Origin of the sequence: Larkinella punicea, assembly GCF_003334855.1 — a bacterium.
Lineage (GTDB): Bacteria > Bacteroidota > Bacteroidia > Cytophagales > Spirosomataceae > Larkinella > Larkinella punicea.
This window is the reverse complement of record NZ_QOWE01000011.1, coordinates 82,885-101,801: the sequence shown is the minus strand read 5'-3', so window position 1 is coordinate 101,801 and position 18,917 is coordinate 82,885. Positions and strand designations below refer to the sequence as shown.

The window sequence follows — 18,917 nt, the reverse complement described above, 5'->3', positions numbered from 1 at the left end:
ATTAAAATGACAGACTCAGGTTGGCACCGATGCTGCGCGAGCTGGGCAATTCACCGTAGGCAAAGCCCTGCTGGTTAGCCCCAAACCGGTCCACTTCAGGATCGACGTGGGTGGTGTTTTTGAACAGCATCGCCAGGTTGCGGCCCACAATAGAAATCTTGGCTGAGCGAATTTTGACCCGGTTCAGAAAACCCGCCGGTAACTGGTAGCCAATCGTAGCTTCGCGGAGTTTGACGTAACTGCCGTCGTAAATCGACGCTTCGTGGTAGCTGCGCGGGTTGTTGTAGGCAATCAGGGTTTTAGCCGGTACGATCACCGTGTTGGGGACGTAGTTGGGTGCTTCGGCGGTTCCGGCGTTGTAGACGCCTTTGCCAATCACGCCTTCTTCGCGGCCCACGGCGGTTTCTTCATACTGACCCGTCCAGCGGGCGGTGCCGGTGCCTTCGTCGAAGAAGTCCCCCCCCCATTTCACATCCACCAAAGCCGAAACCGAGAAGCCTTTGAAGGTCAGGCTGTTCAACCAGCCACCCGTCCATTTCGGCTGAACGTTGCCCAGCGTGCGGGGCGTGGTCGAAATCACCGGCAAGCCATTGGCATTGTAAATCCGCTGCCCATCGGGCGCTTTTTCAAACCCGGTTCCGAAGAAACTGCCGTACGGTTGTCCAACCCGCGCTTCCGTGATCAATCCCTGCCGGGTAGCCAGCGTATAGGTCGTCAGCCCTTCGGCCAGTTCCAGCACTTTGTTGCGGTTGCGGGAGAAGTTCAGGGTCGTTTCCCAGCTAAAACCGGTGGCGGTTTTGACGGGCGTACCAGTCAGCACCACTTCCAGCCCTTTGTTGGATATTTTACCGGCGTTGAGGACGCGGGAGTTGTAACCACTTGATTTCGAGATTTCAACGGCCAGAATCTGATCGCGGGAGAGCTGATCGTAATACGTTACGTCCAGGCCAATCCGTCCTTTCAGGAAGCGGACGTCAAGCCCCAACTCGGTTCCGGTCGTAATTTCCGGCCGCAGCGTGGAGTTGGCAATCTGGGTGTTTTCATAAAACTCCGGTGTCGATCCCGCCCAGGAAGTTCCGGCTCGGAACGTTTGCAGCAACTGGTAGGGCAATGCGTCGTTTCCAACCTGCGCCCAGCTCGCCCGAATTTTACCGAATGAAATAATATTGCTCTGCACATTCAGAAGATCGGTGATCACCGCACTCCCCGAGATGGACGGGTAGAAATACGAGCGGTTGTTTGAGGGCAGCGTGCTCGACCAGTCGTTGCGGGCCGTGGCGTTCAAAAAGAGCGCGTTTTTGTAGCTTACTTCCAACGATCCGAATACGCTGTTGACCTGCGACTTTTCAATCGCGCTCTGGGCCGTGTTCCGGCTGGGGTTGGCGTTGGAGGCATTGTAGAGGCCGTCGACCACCAATTCACCCACGGCGAGCGAATTGCGTTTGTAATAGTTTGTCCGGGAGATCGCACCGACCTGAATATTGGTCGAAAAATCCGAATTCAGGGCTTTGTTGAACGTCAGGATGGCGTCGTGGTTGGTTTCCTGGCGACGCAGAATTTCTTCCGTGAAAGCCCCGGGCGTCCGGTTTCCGTTCCGAACCCGCTCGAAATTGTTGACACTGATCCGCGTATCGGTCCAGACGTCGGTTCCACTCCGGACCATCAGACTCAGCGACGGAAGGATTTTGTAGTTCAGCGCGATGTTGCCCACCAGCCGGTCTTTTTCGTTATTAGACGGCAGCAACTCCGAAGAATAATACGGGTTGGTGAAGAACGTATGCTGCCAGTTCGGGGGATCGGTGTCGGCGGGTTTGCCAGGCAGGGCCCGCTGGATGTGAACATCGGTGTAATCCCGCCAGTTGCGCAATTTGGTGTAATCCGTTTGACGGTGCGCCCAGATGAACTCCTGACCGCTGCTGTAGCTCCGGTTACCGCCCGATTTGATGTATTCCGCCGAAACGGTTGCGCTGAATTTCGGGGTGAAGTTATAGGCGGAGTTGAATTTGAAGTTATTCCGGTAGAAGTCGTTGTAGTAAATCAGTCCTTTTTGATCCATCCGACCGGCCGACAAGCGGAAACTTCCTTTGTCGTTACCGCCCGAAACCGCTACGCTGTTCGTAATGGTCTGGCCGGTTTGCCAGAAATCTTCCCAGTTGTTGGGGTTAGGCGTCAGTGGAGCCACTTCCTTGCCCGACCACCAGTGCCGAACCAGCCGGCCGTCCATGGGTCCGCCCCAGCTTTCGTCGGTCCCTTCGGTGCCGGTCAGCGGAGCCGTCGGGTAAGCCGCCCGGTATTGCTGCACTTCAAGTGGATCGGTAATGGCACCCGACCAACCGTCGTTATACCAGGTGCGGTAGCCGTTTCCACCACCATACGTGTTCTGGAATTGGGGTTTGATCCAGGGGCGTTCGAACGTGACGTTGGAGTTGATTTCAACACCGATGCCTTTCGTTCCCGCTCCGTTTTTGGTCGTGATCAGAATGACCCCGTTGGCCGCCCGTGATCCATACAGAGCAGCCGCATTCGGGCCTTTCAGAATGCTCATTTCCTTGATGTTATCCGGGTTCACTTCCGAAATTCCGGAACCGTACGTTTTATCGAAGGATTGCTGAATCGGTACGCCATCGACCACGATCAGCGGCTGGTTATTGCCCGAAACCGATGATGCGCCCCGAATCTGGATGGTGGAGCCGCTGCCCGGCCCGCCGTTGGAGCTAACCCGCAAACCGGCCACTTTACCGGATAAGGCGTTCACGACGTTGGACGAACGCGCTTCGGTGAGTGCCGTGCCTTTGATTTCCTGCACCCCGTAGCCGAGTGATTTCACTTCTTTCTCAACCCCAAAAGCCGTTACCACGACCTCCGACAGCGACTTGACGTCCGTTTTCAGCGTTAAATCGAGCGTAGAGCGATTACCGATGGCGATTTCTTCGGTCAGAAAACCAATGGAACTGATGATAATGGTTGCGTTTTCGGAGGGGACTTTCAGGGTGAACTTGCCCTCGTTGTCGGTGGTCGTCCCGGTTGTACTGCCTTTAACGACGACATTGGCCCCGGGGAGAGGCCCCTCTTCTGCCGCCAGAATGGTACCGGTAAGCGTACGCGTCTGGGCCGTAGCAACCACTACAGACAACCAGATCATCCCTACTAGTAAAAGTAGCGTTTTCCTCATAATCAGCTAGGTTAACAAAGTACGTTAAAGATGGATAGTTGAACACGTCCACTGTCATGCAAACCCGGAGCGTTGGACGACCGGACACTGGCCGCTTCGCCGAACCGCCCTCCGCAACCGGGCGCATGACAATGACTGACAATCCGGAATTGCTCCGGATTCAGTGCTTTGTCCGACATTTCTGGTACGGTTTTGATCCGAATGAGCAAAGCAATGCCCAGCCGACCAGACGTCGGTAATTGGTTTGATTAAGGCTAAACGGAATGGTTGAACTGCCCTGAATTTCTCAGGCAGCGAATCCGGATCTTCTTTGCTCCATGCAAAAGACAGGTGATCCGGTCAGGGCTTTCCGGTAGTGCGGCCAGCGGATTGCCCTATAGAAAGAAAGAAGTCACTGTGGTTTGTCGATATATCAAAAGTAAGCAAAACAATATATTTGCCAAATTAAATTGTCACTTTTTTAAGTATATACGTACAAAATTTTCAAAAAAATATCATTTGCCAAATGTAACCATTGGTAACGTAAAATTATTTCTCCTTAAAATCCAATAGACAGGAACGCGGATTGGGCGGATATAACGGATTAAAACAGATTTTATCCGTGGACATCCGTTGCATCCGTCCAATCCGCGTTCCTGTCTATTGCCGGTTGTTCTTTTCGCCGATATACCGCTCGAAAAACTCGTAAATCCGCAGCATCCGGTCAATCCGCTGCCGCACGTTCCCAGATCGGCTCATCTCGTGCGTACCGCCGGGCATCCGCACGTATTCGACCGGGCGACCCAGTATCTTCAAGCTTTTGTAAAGCATTTCACTCTGGATGACGCCCGTCCGCAGATCGTTTTCGCCGTGTTTGATCAACAGGGGCGTTTTGATGTTTTCGACAAACGTGTACGGCGAATTGGCTTCCAGCACGTCCGCGGCCTGTTTTTGCCACGGATAGCCCCCAAAATAATTCGGAACCAGCCGCCAGGCGTTGCCTTCACCCATGAACGTCGTGAGGTCATACACCCCGCGCTGCGAAAAAGCGGCTTTGAAGCGGTTATCGTGGGCCACAATCCAGGCCGTCAGATAGCCCGCATATGAACCGCCCGTAATCACCTGCCGACTCGTATCGACCCAGGCTTCTTTGGCGGCATCGGTCGCGGCTGCCAGCACGTCTTCGGTCGGGCCGGTTCCCCAGTCTTTGACGTTGGCACGTTGAAAATCAATCCCATACCCGCCCGATCCCCGTGGATTGGCATACACCACGCCGTAGCCTTGCGAACAGAAATACTGAAATTCGTGCCACATCGACGCTTCGCCGGGTCCCCACATCGCCGTTGGGCCACCGTGCATGTTGAGCAGCAAGGGGTATTTCTTAGTGGAAGCAGACGCTTCGTTTGCCGCAACCGCCGTGGGCTTCATAATCCAGTACTCGATCGTCTGCCCTTTCGAATTTTTATAGGTGCGTTTTTCCGGAAAACTCAACGCTTTTGCGGCCACCCAGTCGTTGTGATTGCTCAGCTTCACCGCATTGGCGGTAAACGGTTTTTGCGTCGTAGCACCTGTAAAAGCCGCCGTATACAATTCCGACGGATTGGCGACAGCGGTTTTGGCAAACACCACCTGATCGCCCGCCAGATCGAACGCACTGATTCCACTGTCGAAATCCGACAATTGGGTTACCTGCTTTGTAGCCGGGTCAAGCCGGTAGAGAGGTACCCCGCCGTTCGATGAGGCCGTAAAAAATACCGCATAGGCCGTTGTGACGGGTGATTTTTTCTTTTTCGAACCTGCTACCGATACAGCACCCCATGTCAGATTGCCGGCCGCCCGGTCGAAGGCAACCACCTGTAAATCGGAAACCGACGTGCCGTTCAGGGCGGCAATGGCAAGCTGCCCCGCGTTAACGCCCTGTGCGGCATTTGTCAGCAAAACCAACTGACGGCCATCGGGCGAAACAGAAGGCGAGAAATACGTTTTACCAACTTCCGACAACAGGCTAATCCGTTTGCCCGACCCATCGGCCGCCAGCCAGATGAGCGCGGCATCCTGCTCGCGGTCGGGGTGTCGGAGCGTGTCGCGGTCGGTTACGGCCAGAATCCCCTGCCCGTCGGGCATCCAGACCGGGGCCTGAAACGAATAAAAACCGTGCGTCAACGGTTTCGGCGTCGCGTTCTCTTTGACATCCACCGCATACAGGTGTGTAAAACTCAGTTCGGGTTCGGTGGCCGATTCGCCCTGAAAATTGAGCCGGTTGATGACTTTTGCTTTTTTATCCTCCACATCCTTGTTCAGATAGGCCCGGATTTCGGCCAGCGATCCGTCGGGGTTTGCCTTCACGGTTTTGTCCGTTTTGATAAAATCATTGGTCGCGAAACCCGGTTTTTCCAGCGACCAGGCGGGCACGGTTTTTCCCCGGTTCAGCAGTGAGTCTTTCAGAATTTCGGACAACGAAGCATTGGCCGTAAACAGAATCCGTTTGCCGTCCGGCGACCATTGCGGACTGGAAGCCCCGTAGCTCAGTTTGGTCAACTGCCAGGCTTCGCCCCCACCGAGCGGCATCACAAAAATCTGCGATTTGCCTTTCACCGTTCGCACAAATGCAATCGATTTGCCATCGGGTGACCAGTCGGGCTGCCGGGCACTTTCGCTGCCGTGGGTCAGCGGTTTTGGATCGCCGAACGGTGCGTCGCTACGCTTCAAGCCGGTTAAATAGATATGGGTCTTATACTCGTATTCGTCTTTCTTCTCGGCATCCGGTTCAATCGTCGTCAGTGTATAAACCGCCTGTTGGCCATCGGGCGAGGTTTTAATACCGCTCACTTGTTTGATGCGGGTTAAATCGGTTACGGTAATCTTCGGTTTGCCGGTTTGGGCGTGAGCGTACGGAATCAACAGCCCGAAAGCGGCTGCGAGGAGGAGAATTTTCTTCATGAGTTTGTTTCTGAATGACTCCCGAAGATAACAAAAAGCCCGTCTCTACCAACACCCCAAAGCCTGAAAGGCTTACATCACTAGCCCCGGATAACATCCGGGGAGGGCGTTATCACAACGGAAGGCGTTATCACAACGGAGGGCCATACCATCACAACGGGACATGATTCAACCCTTTCAGGGTTGGGACGCACTCGGAACGTGTCGGATGCCCCCGGATGCTATCCGGGGTTAATGATAGAAAGCCTTTCAGGCTTGTTTCGGAGTGCTCCGATCCAACGAAAGTAGCCTGAAAGGCTTACATCACTAGCCCCGGATAACATCCGGGGAGGGCGTTATCCAACGGGGAGGGCGTTATCCAACGGGGAGGGCGTTATCTCGACGGGGAGGGCGTTATCTCGACGGGGAGGGCGTTATCCCGACGGGGACGGCATTATCCCAACGGGGAGGGCATTACCCCAACGGGGACGGCGTTACCCCAACGGAGTTATACCATCGGGACATGATTCAACCCTTTCAGGGTTCGGACACATTCGGGGCGTGTCGGATGCCCCCGGATGCTATCCGGGGTTAATGATAGAGAGCCTTTCAGGCTTGTTCCGGAGTGCTCCGATCCAACGAAAGTAGCCTGAAAGGCTTACATCACTAGCCCCGGATAACATCCGGGGACGGCGTTATCACAACGGGGGGCAATATCCAATGGGGAAACTACAACCCGACGTGGTAATCATACCCGCGTTCGGCCCAGAAGTCGCGGGGGCGTTCGTCGCTGAACCAGAGGCTGCCGATGCGTTTCAGGTTTTTGACGCCGTATTTTACCGGAATGATCAGACGCAGGGGTGCGCCGTGTAGATCAGTGAGCGGCTCGCCATTCATTTCGTAGGCCAGAATCGTTTGCGGATGCAGGGCACTGGGCGTGTCGATGCCAACGTAATAACCGCCATCGGGCGTTTTCATGCCGACGTACGGATACCACGCTTCCGAGCCGTCTTTCTGCCCCAACTGGTATTTTTTGACAAATTCCGCAAAATTCACCCCGCCCCAGTGCTGAATCTGACTCCAGCCTTCGATGCACTTAAACTCGAAAACGATCTCCTGTTTCGGCAACGCTTTCAGTTCATCGAGTGAAATCAACAGGGCTTTCCGGCCCGGTTGCTCCACTTTCAGCCGCCAGGCGTCTTTATCGATCGCGCTCCGCAAACCGTCCCGGCCATTCACCCGCACGTTTTTGACCGCCCAGTCTTTCGGAAACGTCGGAGCCAGGTTCGCGTTGCTGAAATAGCCGTTGGCCACTTCTTCATTCACCTTCAGAACTTCACGGAATACCTTCGGCAACCCGGCTTCTTTGGGCTGGATCTTGATCCATTTCCAGAGGCTGAAGGGAATAACACCGGCCAGACCGAACAACGCGAATGCTTTCAGCGTCCGACGCCGGATCTGCTGCTCGGAGGTCAACTCTTCGCGATGCGGTTTTTTTTCAGGAAGTTCTTCTTCGATATCATCAACGGTTGCCATGGCAGTTTGGGGTCAGTTAGGCTGGCGTGGTCGGGGCTGGTGGTGTTTTTTCAGGCAACTTCTTTTCGACTTCAAAACCGGTCACCATCGCCTGAAAATTGTTCCAGCCCGCCCGGGCCACCTGCAATAGGTGGATCACGAAAAACAGGACGTAGCCGATGGTCAGAATGAAATGCCACAGCCGGGCGTTCTCATACCCCCCCATTACGGTCGTCAGTCCCGAAAACTGCGTGGGTTTGTAAATTGCCAGACCGGTCAGCAGCGAACCAATGCCCATCAGAAGAATAGCCGTGTACGCAATCCGCTGCGCGCCATTGTATTTCACCTGCGGAGGGGCGGTTTTACGAATGCCCAGATCGTGCAGCAACACTTGACCGGCTTCCCGAAACGACCGTCGGTTGGGCAGCAAAAACCGCCATTCGCCCGAAATAAAAGTATAGAGAACGTACAGAGCCCCGTTGATCGTGAATAGCCACATGAAGACGAAATGCCACGACATGCCCTCGGCCAGCCGCCGACGCAGATTCAGGGCCTGAATAAACCAGTTCGGAAAAAATTTAAACAGAACGGTATCGCCGATCTGGATTTTGTAGGGCTGGTAGGCCCAATAAATCAGCAGACCGCTCCAGATCATGACGAACAGGATCGGGAAGTTGATCCAGTGAAACCACCGGATCGCCAACGGGTGTTTGTGGATGATGCGCTTCATTTTCCGACGAGTTCTTTCACGAGCCGATCCGCTTTGTAGATGTAGCGCATCGCTGCCACAATGGCTCCGGTATTGACCGAAACCGTGCGGTTTTTATCGGGAACAAAAATGAAACTCCCCGGCAAACTTTCCATGTTGCCGTCGAAGGCCAGTCCGACCGCTTCGCGGTTTTTGTTGATCAGCGGGCTGCCCGAATTTCCGCCAATGATGTCGTTCGTAGACACAAAACACATCGACTGACGCAGCAATTCGGCGGGGGGAGCCAGCCAGCGTTTGGGCAAGGCCCACGGAAATTTGCCGTTGAAGGAATAATACCGGTCGTATAGTCCGGCAAAAGTGGTTTGATAGGGTGCAACGGTTCCGTTGTACGGAAATCCTTTCACAATGCCATCGTTGATCCGCAGCGAAAACGTCGCATCGGGCGGGATGCCGGTTCCGTAGACTTCATACAACAACCGCCCCAGATTACTCCGCAAAACCGTCTGCCGACCGGTAATGGCCTTCACGGCGGCTGATGCCTGCTGGTAGCGCGGCACCGAAATCCGCGACAGGGCCAGCAACGGATCGTTGTCGGCGCTGATGGCCGCCGGGCCTTTTGTCACCAGATCGTTCACGTAGCCCTGATCGTTCAGCTTCGTGTTGTTCATCAAATAAGCAGCCGCTTCTTTGGGCGATTTACCATTCAGAGCCGCTTTGATGTAGGGGTCGTCGTTGCCCAAAGCCGCCTGGGCTTCGGTCAGGTGAGCCGCCAGATAGGCTTCTTCCAGTGCCCGGTCGGTGAGTTTGGGCGTTTCCAGCAGGTTTTTGATCTGCTCCGCCCGGCCGGGATTCTGGCGGGCCACATCGGCGTAGGTGATCAGCAAATGGGCAAACACCAGCAAATCACCCCGCGCCAGTTCGCTGGGCGACAGGTAGGTATTGTCCTTGTAGTGTTTCCGAAGATCGCCCACATTGGTGGCAATGTTCTCCCAGAGTTTCAGGTTAATATCGACCTTCGACCCCGTAGCGCCATTGGCCGCGTCGCTCTTCTGGCCGGAACCCGTACTCACTTTAGCTTGCCCGCGCCCGCCTTCCAGCCGTTGGGCGTCGGCTTTGAACTGCTGCTCGAAAGCACCTTTCCGGGCCAGCAAATACGGATCGCGCAGGCCTTCCAACTGACCGCCGTAGGCTTTCAGACTGTTTTCAAAACTGAAAATTTCGTTCTGGATGCTGTCGCTTTTCGCCGTGGCATTGTAAATCTGCAAGGCATCGGCGCGGTTGCGGAGCAGTTGCAGAACATACGGTATTTTCAGATCGCGGTCGAATTCCAGTTCAGCCACGGTTTTCAGTCGCTCGGTGCTGCCCGGATTTCCGGTTACAAAAACCGGTTCGTTTTCCTTGATCCCGTTGGGATTGAATTTGAAGAAATGCGTGGTTTTCAGCGGTTTTCCATTGTCATACACCCGGAAAAACGAGAAATCCAGCGCGTAGCGCGGATAGGTGAAGTTGTCGGGATCACCACCAAAAAAACCGAGTTGCAGTTCGGGCATCAACACCAGCCGGACGTCATTGTAGCGTTTGAAACCGTAGAGCGAATACCGTCCGCCGTTGTAGAACGTAATCGTTTGCAGTTCAAGCCCTTTCCACTCCGGCTGACTGCCAAATTCCTGCTTGATGGTCGCAAATTCCCGCTCGCGCATCTGCAGTTGTTCGGCTTCGGATTTTCCCAACGCCATCGCGGCCTGTACGCGGGTGGTGATGTCTTCGATTTTCAGCAACTGATCGACGTATAGATTCTCCACTTTCCGTTCTTCGGCGAAGGTTTTCGCAAAAAAACCGGTGCTGTTCAGGTCTTCGCCTTTCCGCTGTACGCCCGTTCCCGACTCCCGCGCGCAGTGGTGATTGGTCATCACCAGACCATTCGCCGAAACGAAGGACGCCGAACAGTAATCGGCAAACCGCAGCGATGCCAGCCGCACTTCGTCAAACCATTTCTGGTCGGGCGTAAAACCGTATGTTTTCTGGAAATACTCCTGAGGTGGATTGTCAAACGTCCACATCTTGCCCATATCGAACAGCCCGGCTTTCACCGTATCGGGGTTGAGTGTAGGTTGGGCAGAAGCCGTAAGTGAGCTAACGACCAAAAAAGTAGCCAGCAGAATTCTAACAGAAGAATTTATCATAGTCAATCATTGAAATCACGGGAATCATAGTCAGGCAATGTTAACCGATTTCATTCTTCATTACAAACTCTTCGGCGTCTTTGTCATCTTTTCTAACAAAAGGTCTGATGATCAACCGGGTACCACGCTCGTAGGTAAACAGGCGGTAAATCCAGTTACTCAGAACGACCAGCTTACTCCGAAAACCGATGAGGTAGTAAATATGGACAAACAGCCACGCTACCCACGCAACAAAACCGCTGAGGTGCAAATTGCCCGGCAAATCGGCAACGGCCCGAACGCGGCCAATGATCGCGAGGGAGCCTTTGTCAAAATAATCAAACGGGGTCATTTCCTCCTTGCGAATCAGCCGGCGCAGGTTCTTCGCCAGGTGCTGGCCCTGCTGAATCGCCGGTTGAGCCACGCCGGGATGCCCGTTCGGCCATTTTTCGGATTTCATAAAGGCAATGTCGCCGATGGCAAAAATATCACTGTATCCGGCCACCTGATTGAATTCATTGACCGTTACCCGACCCCCGCGCACGATACTTTCTTTCGGCAACCCGTCGATGAGCGCGCCCGTGACGCCAGCCGCCCAAACGACCGTCTGCGACCGGATTTGTTCCCCGGTTTTGAGCGTCACCACGTCGCCATCGTAGGAATCGACCAGGCTTTTCAGCTTGATAATGACGCCCATCTCTTCCAGGTATTTCTGCGTTTTGGCACTGGCTTCCGGCGACATCGGCGGCAAAACCCGTTCCAGCCCTTCTACCAGGTAAATCTTCATTTTGCTGAAATCCAGCCCCGGATAATCGCCCGGCAGAACGTGTTTGCGCATTTCGGCCAGCGAACCCGCCATTTCGACGCCCGTTGGCCCGGCACCTACAATCACGAAATTCAGTAAACTTTCCCGGTTTTCGGGATCAACCGTAATGCTGGCCTGCTCAAACGACTGCAACAACTGGCTGCGGAGGTTCAGCGCTTCCGGAATGGTTTTGAGCGAGAAGGAGTATTTCTGAACCTGCTCGTTTCCGAAAAAATTAGCTTTCGTTCCCGTCGCAATGACCAGGTAATCGTAGTGCAGATCGCCGATCATCGTCTTCACAGTTTTTGCCACCGGATCGACACCCAGAACGCGCACCAGCCGGAAGTGAAAATCCTCATACTCTTCGTCGAACATCTTGCGGATGGGCTCGGCAATGGCGTCCGGTTCCAGCCCGGCGGTAGCCACCTGATAGAGCAGCGGCCAGAAACCGTGGTAGTTCTGTTTATCGAACATCACAATCTGAAAGTCTTTGCCATTCAGCTTTTTCACCAGATTGAGCCCACCAAAACCGCCACCGATGACGACCACGCGTGGTTTGGTTGTTTCGGGAATATTGAGCGAAAGTTTATCAAAATTCAGCATGATCGTATGAGTCTATCGAGTTGTTAATTTGGTAACTCTCCACCAGCGAAACTGTTAACTTCAGTCTCTGTTATACTTTTTGAAGGCGGTCTATCGTAATAACAAAGTATAAGCTCATTGAATGCCTGAATGAAGTATTTCTTCCTGTTTTATTTTGTGTTTTGGATAGGCGGTTTTGTTGCCCTCGCCCAGCCTTCTTCTTCCCGGGCGACCGCAACGGTGAGCGGGTATGTGCGTGAAAAAGGGAGCAGCGAAGCACTCATTGGCGTCAATGTCTACCTGCCCGGCACCTCGACTGGCACCGTCACCAACACCTACGGTTTTTATTCGCTGACCATTCCCATTCGGGATAGCCTGACGCTGTCGTTCTCGTTTGTGGGTTATGAGAGCATTCAGGAAACCCTCGCGTTCCGGAAAAATACCGTACTCGACGTTCAGTTGACGCCCGGCCGTTTGCTGTCGGAAGTGGTCGTCACCGGCAATCGTAGCGAAGAAAAAGTGAGCGAAAGTCCGCAGATGAGCAGAATCGATGTTCCGGTGGCCCAAATCAAGAAAATACCGGCTTTTCTGGGCGAAAAAGACGTGCTGAAAGTGCTGCAACTCATGCCGGGCGTTCAGAAAGGCTCCGAAGGCAGCACCGGGATTTACGTGCGCGGGGGCGGCCCCGACCAGAATCTGATCATTGTCGATGACGCGATTGTGTACAACGCCAATCACCTCTTCGGCTTTTTCTCGGTTTTCAACGGCGATGCGCTCAAGAGTGTCGAACTGATCAAAGGCGGTTTTCCGGCGCGGTATGGGGGGCGGCTTTCTTCGGTCATCGAGATGAACATGAAGGAAGGCAACAAGGAAAAGCTCCACGGCGAAGGCGGTATTGGCCTGATTGCGTCACGATTGACGCTGGAAGGACCGCTGACCAAAAAGAAATCGGGGGCAGGGTCGTCGTCGTTTCTGGTGTCGGCCCGCCGGACGTACCTGGATTTTGTGGCCCGGCCCCTCATCAAGCAGCAGACTGACGGACAGGTTGTGGCCGGTTATTACTTCTACGACCTAAACGCCAAAGCCAATTACGATTTCGGCCCGAAAAATAAACTCTACCTGAGCGGTTATTTCGGTCAGGACCGGTTTTATGTCGACGATCAGGAAACCGCCACCAAAATCAACCTCGACTGGGGCAACAGCACGGCGACGCTTCGCTGGAATCACCTGTTTTCGCAACGGCTTTTTTCCAACCTCTCGCTGATTTTCAGCAATTACAAATTCCAGATTTCGTCGGACGAGCAAGATTTGCAAACGGCCGACCAGTTTTCGCTGCGCTACAGTTCCGGCATTCGGGATTTTTCGCTGAAGTACGATGTCGACTATTATCCGTCTCCCCGGCATTCGATCCGGTTTGGCGTCCAGAGCATTGCACACCGGTTTACGCCCAGCGCGGTGGTTTTGCAAAACACGCTAATCAATCAGTTTACCACCCGAATCGACGCCATCGACGTCGTGGAATCCGGTTTGTATGCCGAAGACAACTGGCGGCCCAACGAACACTGGCGCATCAACGCCGGGATTCGGCTTAGCCATTTCATCCAGAAACAGGTGAATTACGTCCGGCCCGAACCGCGCATTTCGGCGGCATACGTCATCAAACCCTCGCTGTCGGTCAAGGCATCGTACGCCCTGATGAATCAATATGTGCATTTGCTGTCCAATACCGGTATCGGTTTGCCGACCGACCTCTGGGTGCCGACCACCGATCAGGTAAAACCGCAACAATCGCAGCAGGTGGCCGTCGGCATCGCCAAAGATTTTGCCGACAAAGGTCCAACGCGCGGACTAACGCTGACCGTAGAAGGCTATTACAAAACGATGAACAACATCATCAATTACCGCGAAGGCGCCAGTTTTCTGCTGATCAACAGCCCCGAATCGGCCAATCAGGTACGCTGGGAAGACAACGTGACGGCGGGCAAAGGCTGGTCGTATGGCGCGGAAGTGCTGTTGCAGAAGAAACTGGGGCGGTTTACGGGCTGGACCGGCTACACGCTGTCCTGGACGCAGTGGCAGTTTCCGGAGCTGAATTTCGGGAAGAAGTTTTATCCTCGCTACGACCGGCGGCACGACATTTCGGTGGTCGGGATTTACGAAATCAATCCGCGCATCACGCTTTCGGGAACCTGGGTGTATGGCACCGGCAATGCGCTGACGGTTCCACTGGCGAAATACCAGGCCGCAACGCACCAGGTCAATCCGATTGTCAACAACGACAACTCGTTCATCAACCAGTTTTTCAGCTACGGGCGGGCGGTCAACGACTACAGCGAGAAGAACAGTTTTCGGGCCGAGGCTTACCACCGCATGGATATTGGTATCCAGTTTCACAAGAAAAAACGGCACCACGAGCGCACCTGGGAGGTTAGCGTCTATAACCTCTACAACCGCCGAAACCCGTTTTTCTACCAACTAAACACGGTGACGAACGAGCAGACCAATCAGCCGACCAAGACGGTTTTTCAACGCTATTCCGTATTTCCGATTGTTCCGTCGGTTACCTACGGCTTTAAATTTTAACCGGTTATGATGCTTCGTTTGTCATCTTTGTCTGTGCTGCTGCTGCTGGTTATGATGGCCTGTCAGAATCTGGTGGCCGAAATTGACCCCAGCAAACTGCCGCCCATCGACCGCAAGCTGGTGGTGAACGGTTATTTGTCGCCCCAGGATACGGTGCTGGCGGTATCGGTGTCGAGTTCGCAGACGGTTTTGGGCGACGTCGTTACCGATTCGGTCAATACGGTTCGGGAAGCCACCGTTCGTTTAGCCAGTGAAGGAAAAACCGTGACCCTGGTTTTCGATCCGGTGTTGCGGGTATACACCGCCGACGCCCGGCAGTTGCCGGTTTTGGTGGGAAAAACATATACGCTTCAAGTCGGCGCACCGGGTTTTGAAACCGTCTCCAGTTCCTGTACGATTCCGGCCAACATACCGGTTTCGGAACTAAGACTCGATTCTGCCCAATCCTACGTTGGGCCGGGTCTGGACCCCGTCTGGCAATACAACGTTCGGGCGATCTGGCAGGACCCGGCGGGTCAGACCAACTATTACCGGGTGGCTGGCTACGGCGAGTGCCTCAATTGGCCGCCCCGGTTTCCGGAAGCCCATATCGACACCACCGGAACCAAAGTGCTGATACGGGGGATCATCGGTTTTGGCAGGCAGGATCAGTACATTTCCGACCAGAATCAGGATGGGCAATTGCTATTGTCGGTGCGGGGCGACGTGCCTCTGAACTTCGATTATTCGTACTATGACAGCACCCGACAGATGACGTACGCCGGAAGCTATGCCTTTTCAAAACCGCTGACCATTCGGGTGTCGGTTTTGCAAGTGGATGAAAATTATTTCACCTACCACCGGGCACGCCAGCAGCAACGCCAATCGCAGAACAACCCGTTTGCCGAGCCGGTGTTGATGCCCACCAACATCCAGGGCGGTTTAGGCTGCTTCGGGGCTTACAACCGTTCGACACTGGTGATGCTTGTCAAATAGATGGGAACGCGGATTTAAAAATGCTTAATTTCCAACCTTTCCACACTTTTTTATCTCCTTCATCGTATACGGATTGAAGCATTTTCATTTGTATACAAAAACGATGAAACACTCGCTACTGTCTCTATTCCTTTTCTTCTTTTCTGACTTGCCGGCCTGGGCGCAAAAGCCGGTCAATCGTTCCACCGTCAGCGGCTATGTCCGTGAAAAAGGGAGTCAGGAAGCCCTGATCGGCGTTAACATTTATCTGCCCGGCACCTCGACGGGAACCGTCACCAACACCTACGGTTTTTACTCCCTGACCCTTCTGGCGGAGGACAGCGTCACGCTGGCTTTTTCTTTCGTCGGCTACGAATCCGTGCAGCAAACCGTTGCTTTCCGGCGAAATCTCGACTTGAACATTCAGTTGACGCCCGGTCGGCTGCTGTCGGAAGTGACCGTTACCGGCAATCGCACGGGCGAGGAGAAAGTCAGTGAAAGTGCCCGGATGAGTACCATCGATGTGCCGATCAACCAGATCAAGAAAATACCGGCTTTTTTGGGCGAAAAAGACGTCCTGAAAGTGCTGCAACTGATGCCGGGCGTTCAGAAAGGCTCCGAAGGCAGTACCGGGATTTACGTGCGCGGGGGTGGCCCCGACCAGAACCTGGTAATCATGGACGATGCCGTGGTCTACAACGCCAATCACCTGTTCGGCTTCTTCTCGGTTTTCAACGGCGACGCGCTCAAAAGCGTGGAACTGATCAAAGGCGGTTTTCCGGCGCGCTACGGCGGACGGCTGTCGTCGGTGATCGAGATGAACATGAAGGAAGGCAACAAGGAAAAGCTCCACGGCGAAGGCGGCATTGGCCTGATTGCGTCGCGATTGACGCTCGAAGGTCCGCTGACCAAAAAGAAATCGGGCGCGGGATCTTCGTCGTTTCTGGTGTCGGCCCGCCGGACGTATCTGGACTTATTGGCCCGCCCTTTGATCCGGGCGGAAAGCAAGGGAGAAGCCATGGCCGGTTATTTTTTCTACGATCTGAATGCCAAGGTGAATTACGATTTCGGCCGGAAAGACAAGGTTTATCTAAGCGGTTATTTTGGCCGCGACAAGTTTTTTGCCCGCGAAACGCCCAAGGAAGAACTGGCAACCAAAACCAACGCCGGGCTTCTCTGGGGCAATGGAACCGGAACACTGCGCTGGAATCACCTCTTTTCCGAAAAGCTTTTTTCCAATGCGTCGCTGATCTTCAGCAATTACACCTTTAAGATTTCTGCCGACGAAGAGTCGTCCCGTCGCAGCACGACAGGCGTCGAAACCGATCTTTACCAGCTCCGTTATACTTCCGGCATTCGGGATTTTTCCGTAAAATATGACCTGGATTATTACCCCAATCCCAAACATTCAGTCCGGTTTGGAATACAGAGCACGCACCACACCTTCACGCCCAGCGCGGTGGTTCTCAAAGATACCGAGGCCGAACAGTTCCGCGAGGAAGTCGACGCCATCCGGGTGCTGGAGTCGGGCGTTTATGCCGAAGATACCTGGAAACCTACTGATCGCTGGCGGGTCAATGCCGGTTTTCGGCTGAGCCATTTTCAGCACAAAGCCGTCAGCTACATCCGGCCGGAACCACGGCTTTCGGCGGCTTTTGTTTTGAAACCGGATTTCTCGTTCAAAGCGTCGTATGCGCTGATGAATCAGTATGTGCATCTGTTGTCGAATACGGGCATTGGCCTGCCCACCGATTTGTGGGTGCCAACGACAGACCGCATCAAACCACAGCAGTCGGAGCAGATTGCCGCCGGTTTTGCCAAGGATTTTACAAAAGCCGGAAGTTTGTTTCGGGGCCTGACGCTGACGGTGGAAGGCTATTACAAGACGATGAAGAACATCATCAACTACCGCGAAGGAGCCAGTTTCCTGCTGATCGACAATCCCGAATCGGCCAATCAGGTGCGGTGGGAAGACAACGTGACGGCGGGCAAAGGCTGGTCGTATGGCGGGGAGTTTTTGCTGCAAAAGAAAGTCGGGCGGTTTTCGGGCTGGCTCGGCTACACGCTGTCGTGGACGCAATGGCAGTTTCCGGAGCTAAATTCGGGGAAAACGTTTTTCCCCCGCTACGACCGGCGACACGACCTGTCGGTGGTCGGCATCTACGAACTCAGTCCACGGATCTCGCTTTCGGGCACCTGGGTCTACGGCACCGGCAATGCCCTGACGGTTCCGCTGGCCGAATATTCTGCTAACCCGCACCAGCCTAGCCGAACGCTCTACAACTTCCTGTTTTCCCGGCCGGTGAATGATTACGGCGAGAAGAACAGCTTCCGGGCTGAACCGTATCACCGGCTGGATTTTGGCATCCAGTTTCACAAAAAGAAACGCCGTCACGAGCGAACCTGGGAGTTTAGCTTTTATAATCTCTATAACCGCCGGAATCCGTTTTTTTATAACCTGGAAACAAAGTCGGGCAATGCGCCCGGTCAGCCCTCTACCACGGTGCTGAAGCGCTATTCGGTATTTCCAATTGTGCCGTCGTTTAGCTATAACTTTAAATTCTGATTCCTGATGCGACTCTTTTCTCTCTTTCTGCTGGTGAGTTTCCTCCTGAGTGCCTGCAACAGTCTTATCCAGGATGTTGACCCGGATAAGCTGCCGAAAGTTGATCAGAAAATCGTGGTGCAGTGTTACATTTCCCCGCAGGACACACTGCTAAGAGCAACCGTCAGTCAGTCACGGGTGGTTCTGGGCACGAATGACAACTCAGTTACCAACGGTCATCAGGTTGTTCTGTCGGAAGGAAGCCGTTCGATTGAGCTAAAATTTAACCCGTCACTTTCTGCTTTCGTGGCCGACGCCCGCCAGTTTCCGATTGAAGCCGGAAAAACCTACCGCTTAAAGGTTCAGAAAGGCGTTCAGTCGGTGGAAGCGGTTTGCACCGTTCCGCAGGCTATTCCCCTCACCACCGTCAAATTGGATTCGGCTCGGCTGGGAAACGATCGCGATGGTTCGTTATTCTGGTCCTACTACATCCAGGCTTCGTGGCAGGACCCTGCCGGTTCTGTTAACATGTACCGTCTGGCTGGTGATTATGAGTTTTTGCAGGTTACGACCAGCACCAGACCCAATCAACCTCCGACGCAAAATTCGCAGCAGATGATCAATCAACTGGGATTCAATGAAGATAATACCGACTTCCTTTCAGATCGGAACCGGAACGGGCAGATGATCACTTCCCAGCGGGGGTATTTGTATCTCAATAGCCAAACTTATAGTTACGTTAGCAACGGTTCTGTATACACCAACAGTACGATATCAAAGCGACCGATAAAGATTAATTTTTATTTGCTCAATGTAGATATGAATTACCATGCCTACCACCACGCGCTTGAGTTGCAAAATGACGCTGTGGACAACCCTTTTGCCGAGCCTGCTCTGGTTCCCACCAACATCCAGGGCGGTCTGGGCTGCTTCGGCGCTTACAACCGCTCGACGATTACGGCCATCCTAAAATAAGCACGACTACGCATCCA

At 53.9% G+C, this 18,917-nt stretch carries 11 protein-coding genes; 5 read left to right on the top strand and 6 right to left on the bottom strand.

The annotated features are described in order from the left end of the window. Position 1: 1 nt before the first annotated feature. Positions 2-3,172, bottom strand: a complete 3,171-nt coding sequence (locus DUE52_RS14835) for a SusC/RagA family TonB-linked outer membrane protein (protein WP_114406806.1) — start codon at positions 3,170-3,172, stop codon at positions 2-4. A gap of 56 nt (positions 3,173-3,228) precedes the next feature. On the opposite strand from DUE52_RS14835, the gene DUE52_RS32095 reads away from it, so the two are divergent. Then, positions 3,229-3,411 (top strand): hypothetical protein, encoded by a 183-nt coding sequence (locus DUE52_RS32095; protein WP_133299843.1) that lies wholly within the window; start codon positions 3,229-3,231, stop codon positions 3,409-3,411. Between the two features lie 400 nt (positions 3,412-3,811). On the opposite strand, the gene DUE52_RS14830 is transcribed toward DUE52_RS32095, so the two are convergent. The 5 genes from DUE52_RS14830 to DUE52_RS14810 all read right to left on the bottom strand — a co-directional run bounded on the left by DUE52_RS14830 (position 3,812) and on the right by DUE52_RS14810 (position 11,864). Then, positions 3,812-6,091 carry a S9 family peptidase gene (locus tag DUE52_RS14830; protein WP_114406805.1) on the bottom strand — a complete coding sequence of 760 codons (2,280 nt, stop codon included), beginning with the start codon at positions 6,089-6,091 and terminating at the stop codon, positions 3,812-3,814. A gap of 708 nt (positions 6,092-6,799) precedes the next feature. Next, a complete protein-coding gene (locus DUE52_RS14825) occupies positions 6,800-7,606 on the bottom strand; it encodes a molybdopterin-dependent oxidoreductase (RefSeq protein ID WP_114406804.1) in 807 nt (268 codons plus the stop codon). Positions 7,607-7,622: 16 nt separating this feature from the next. Beyond that, on the bottom strand, positions 7,623-8,315 hold the full coding sequence (locus DUE52_RS14820) for a cytochrome b/b6 domain-containing protein (protein WP_114406803.1): 693 nt from the start codon (positions 8,313-8,315) through the stop codon (positions 7,623-7,625). Further along, positions 8,312-10,477, bottom strand: a complete 2,166-nt coding sequence (locus DUE52_RS14815; RefSeq protein ID WP_114406802.1) for a S46 family peptidase — start codon at positions 10,475-10,477, stop codon at positions 8,312-8,314. The genes DUE52_RS14820 and DUE52_RS14815 overlap by 4 nt, the downstream gene beginning before the upstream one ends. A gap of 40 nt (positions 10,478-10,517) precedes the next feature. Then, positions 10,518-11,864 (bottom strand): NAD(P)/FAD-dependent oxidoreductase, encoded by a 1,347-nt coding sequence (locus DUE52_RS14810; protein ID WP_114406801.1) that lies wholly within the window; start codon positions 11,862-11,864, stop codon positions 10,518-10,520. Between the two features lie 129 nt (positions 11,865-11,993). Here DUE52_RS14810 and DUE52_RS14805 point away from each other — a divergent pair, with 129 nt between their 5' ends. From DUE52_RS14805 to DUE52_RS14790, 4 genes are all read left to right on the top strand, one after another. Beyond that, positions 11,994-14,426, top strand: a complete 2,433-nt coding sequence (locus DUE52_RS14805) for a TonB-dependent receptor (protein WP_114406800.1) — start codon at positions 11,994-11,996, stop codon at positions 14,424-14,426. 6 nt (positions 14,427-14,432) lie between these two features. Continuing rightward, positions 14,433-15,401: a DUF4249 domain-containing protein gene (locus DUE52_RS14800; protein ID WP_114406799.1), complete on the top strand. Its 969-nt coding sequence runs from the start codon at positions 14,433-14,435 to the stop codon at positions 15,399-15,401. Between the two features lie 103 nt (positions 15,402-15,504). After that, complete coding sequence (locus tag DUE52_RS14795) at positions 15,505-17,946, top strand: TonB-dependent receptor (protein WP_114406798.1); 2,442 nt, start codon at positions 15,505-15,507, stop codon at positions 17,944-17,946. A gap of 6 nt (positions 17,947-17,952) precedes the next feature. Then, positions 17,953-18,900 (top strand): DUF4249 domain-containing protein, encoded by a 948-nt coding sequence (locus DUE52_RS14790; protein ID WP_114406797.1) that lies wholly within the window; start codon positions 17,953-17,955, stop codon positions 18,898-18,900. Positions 18,901-18,917 lie beyond the last annotated feature (17 nt).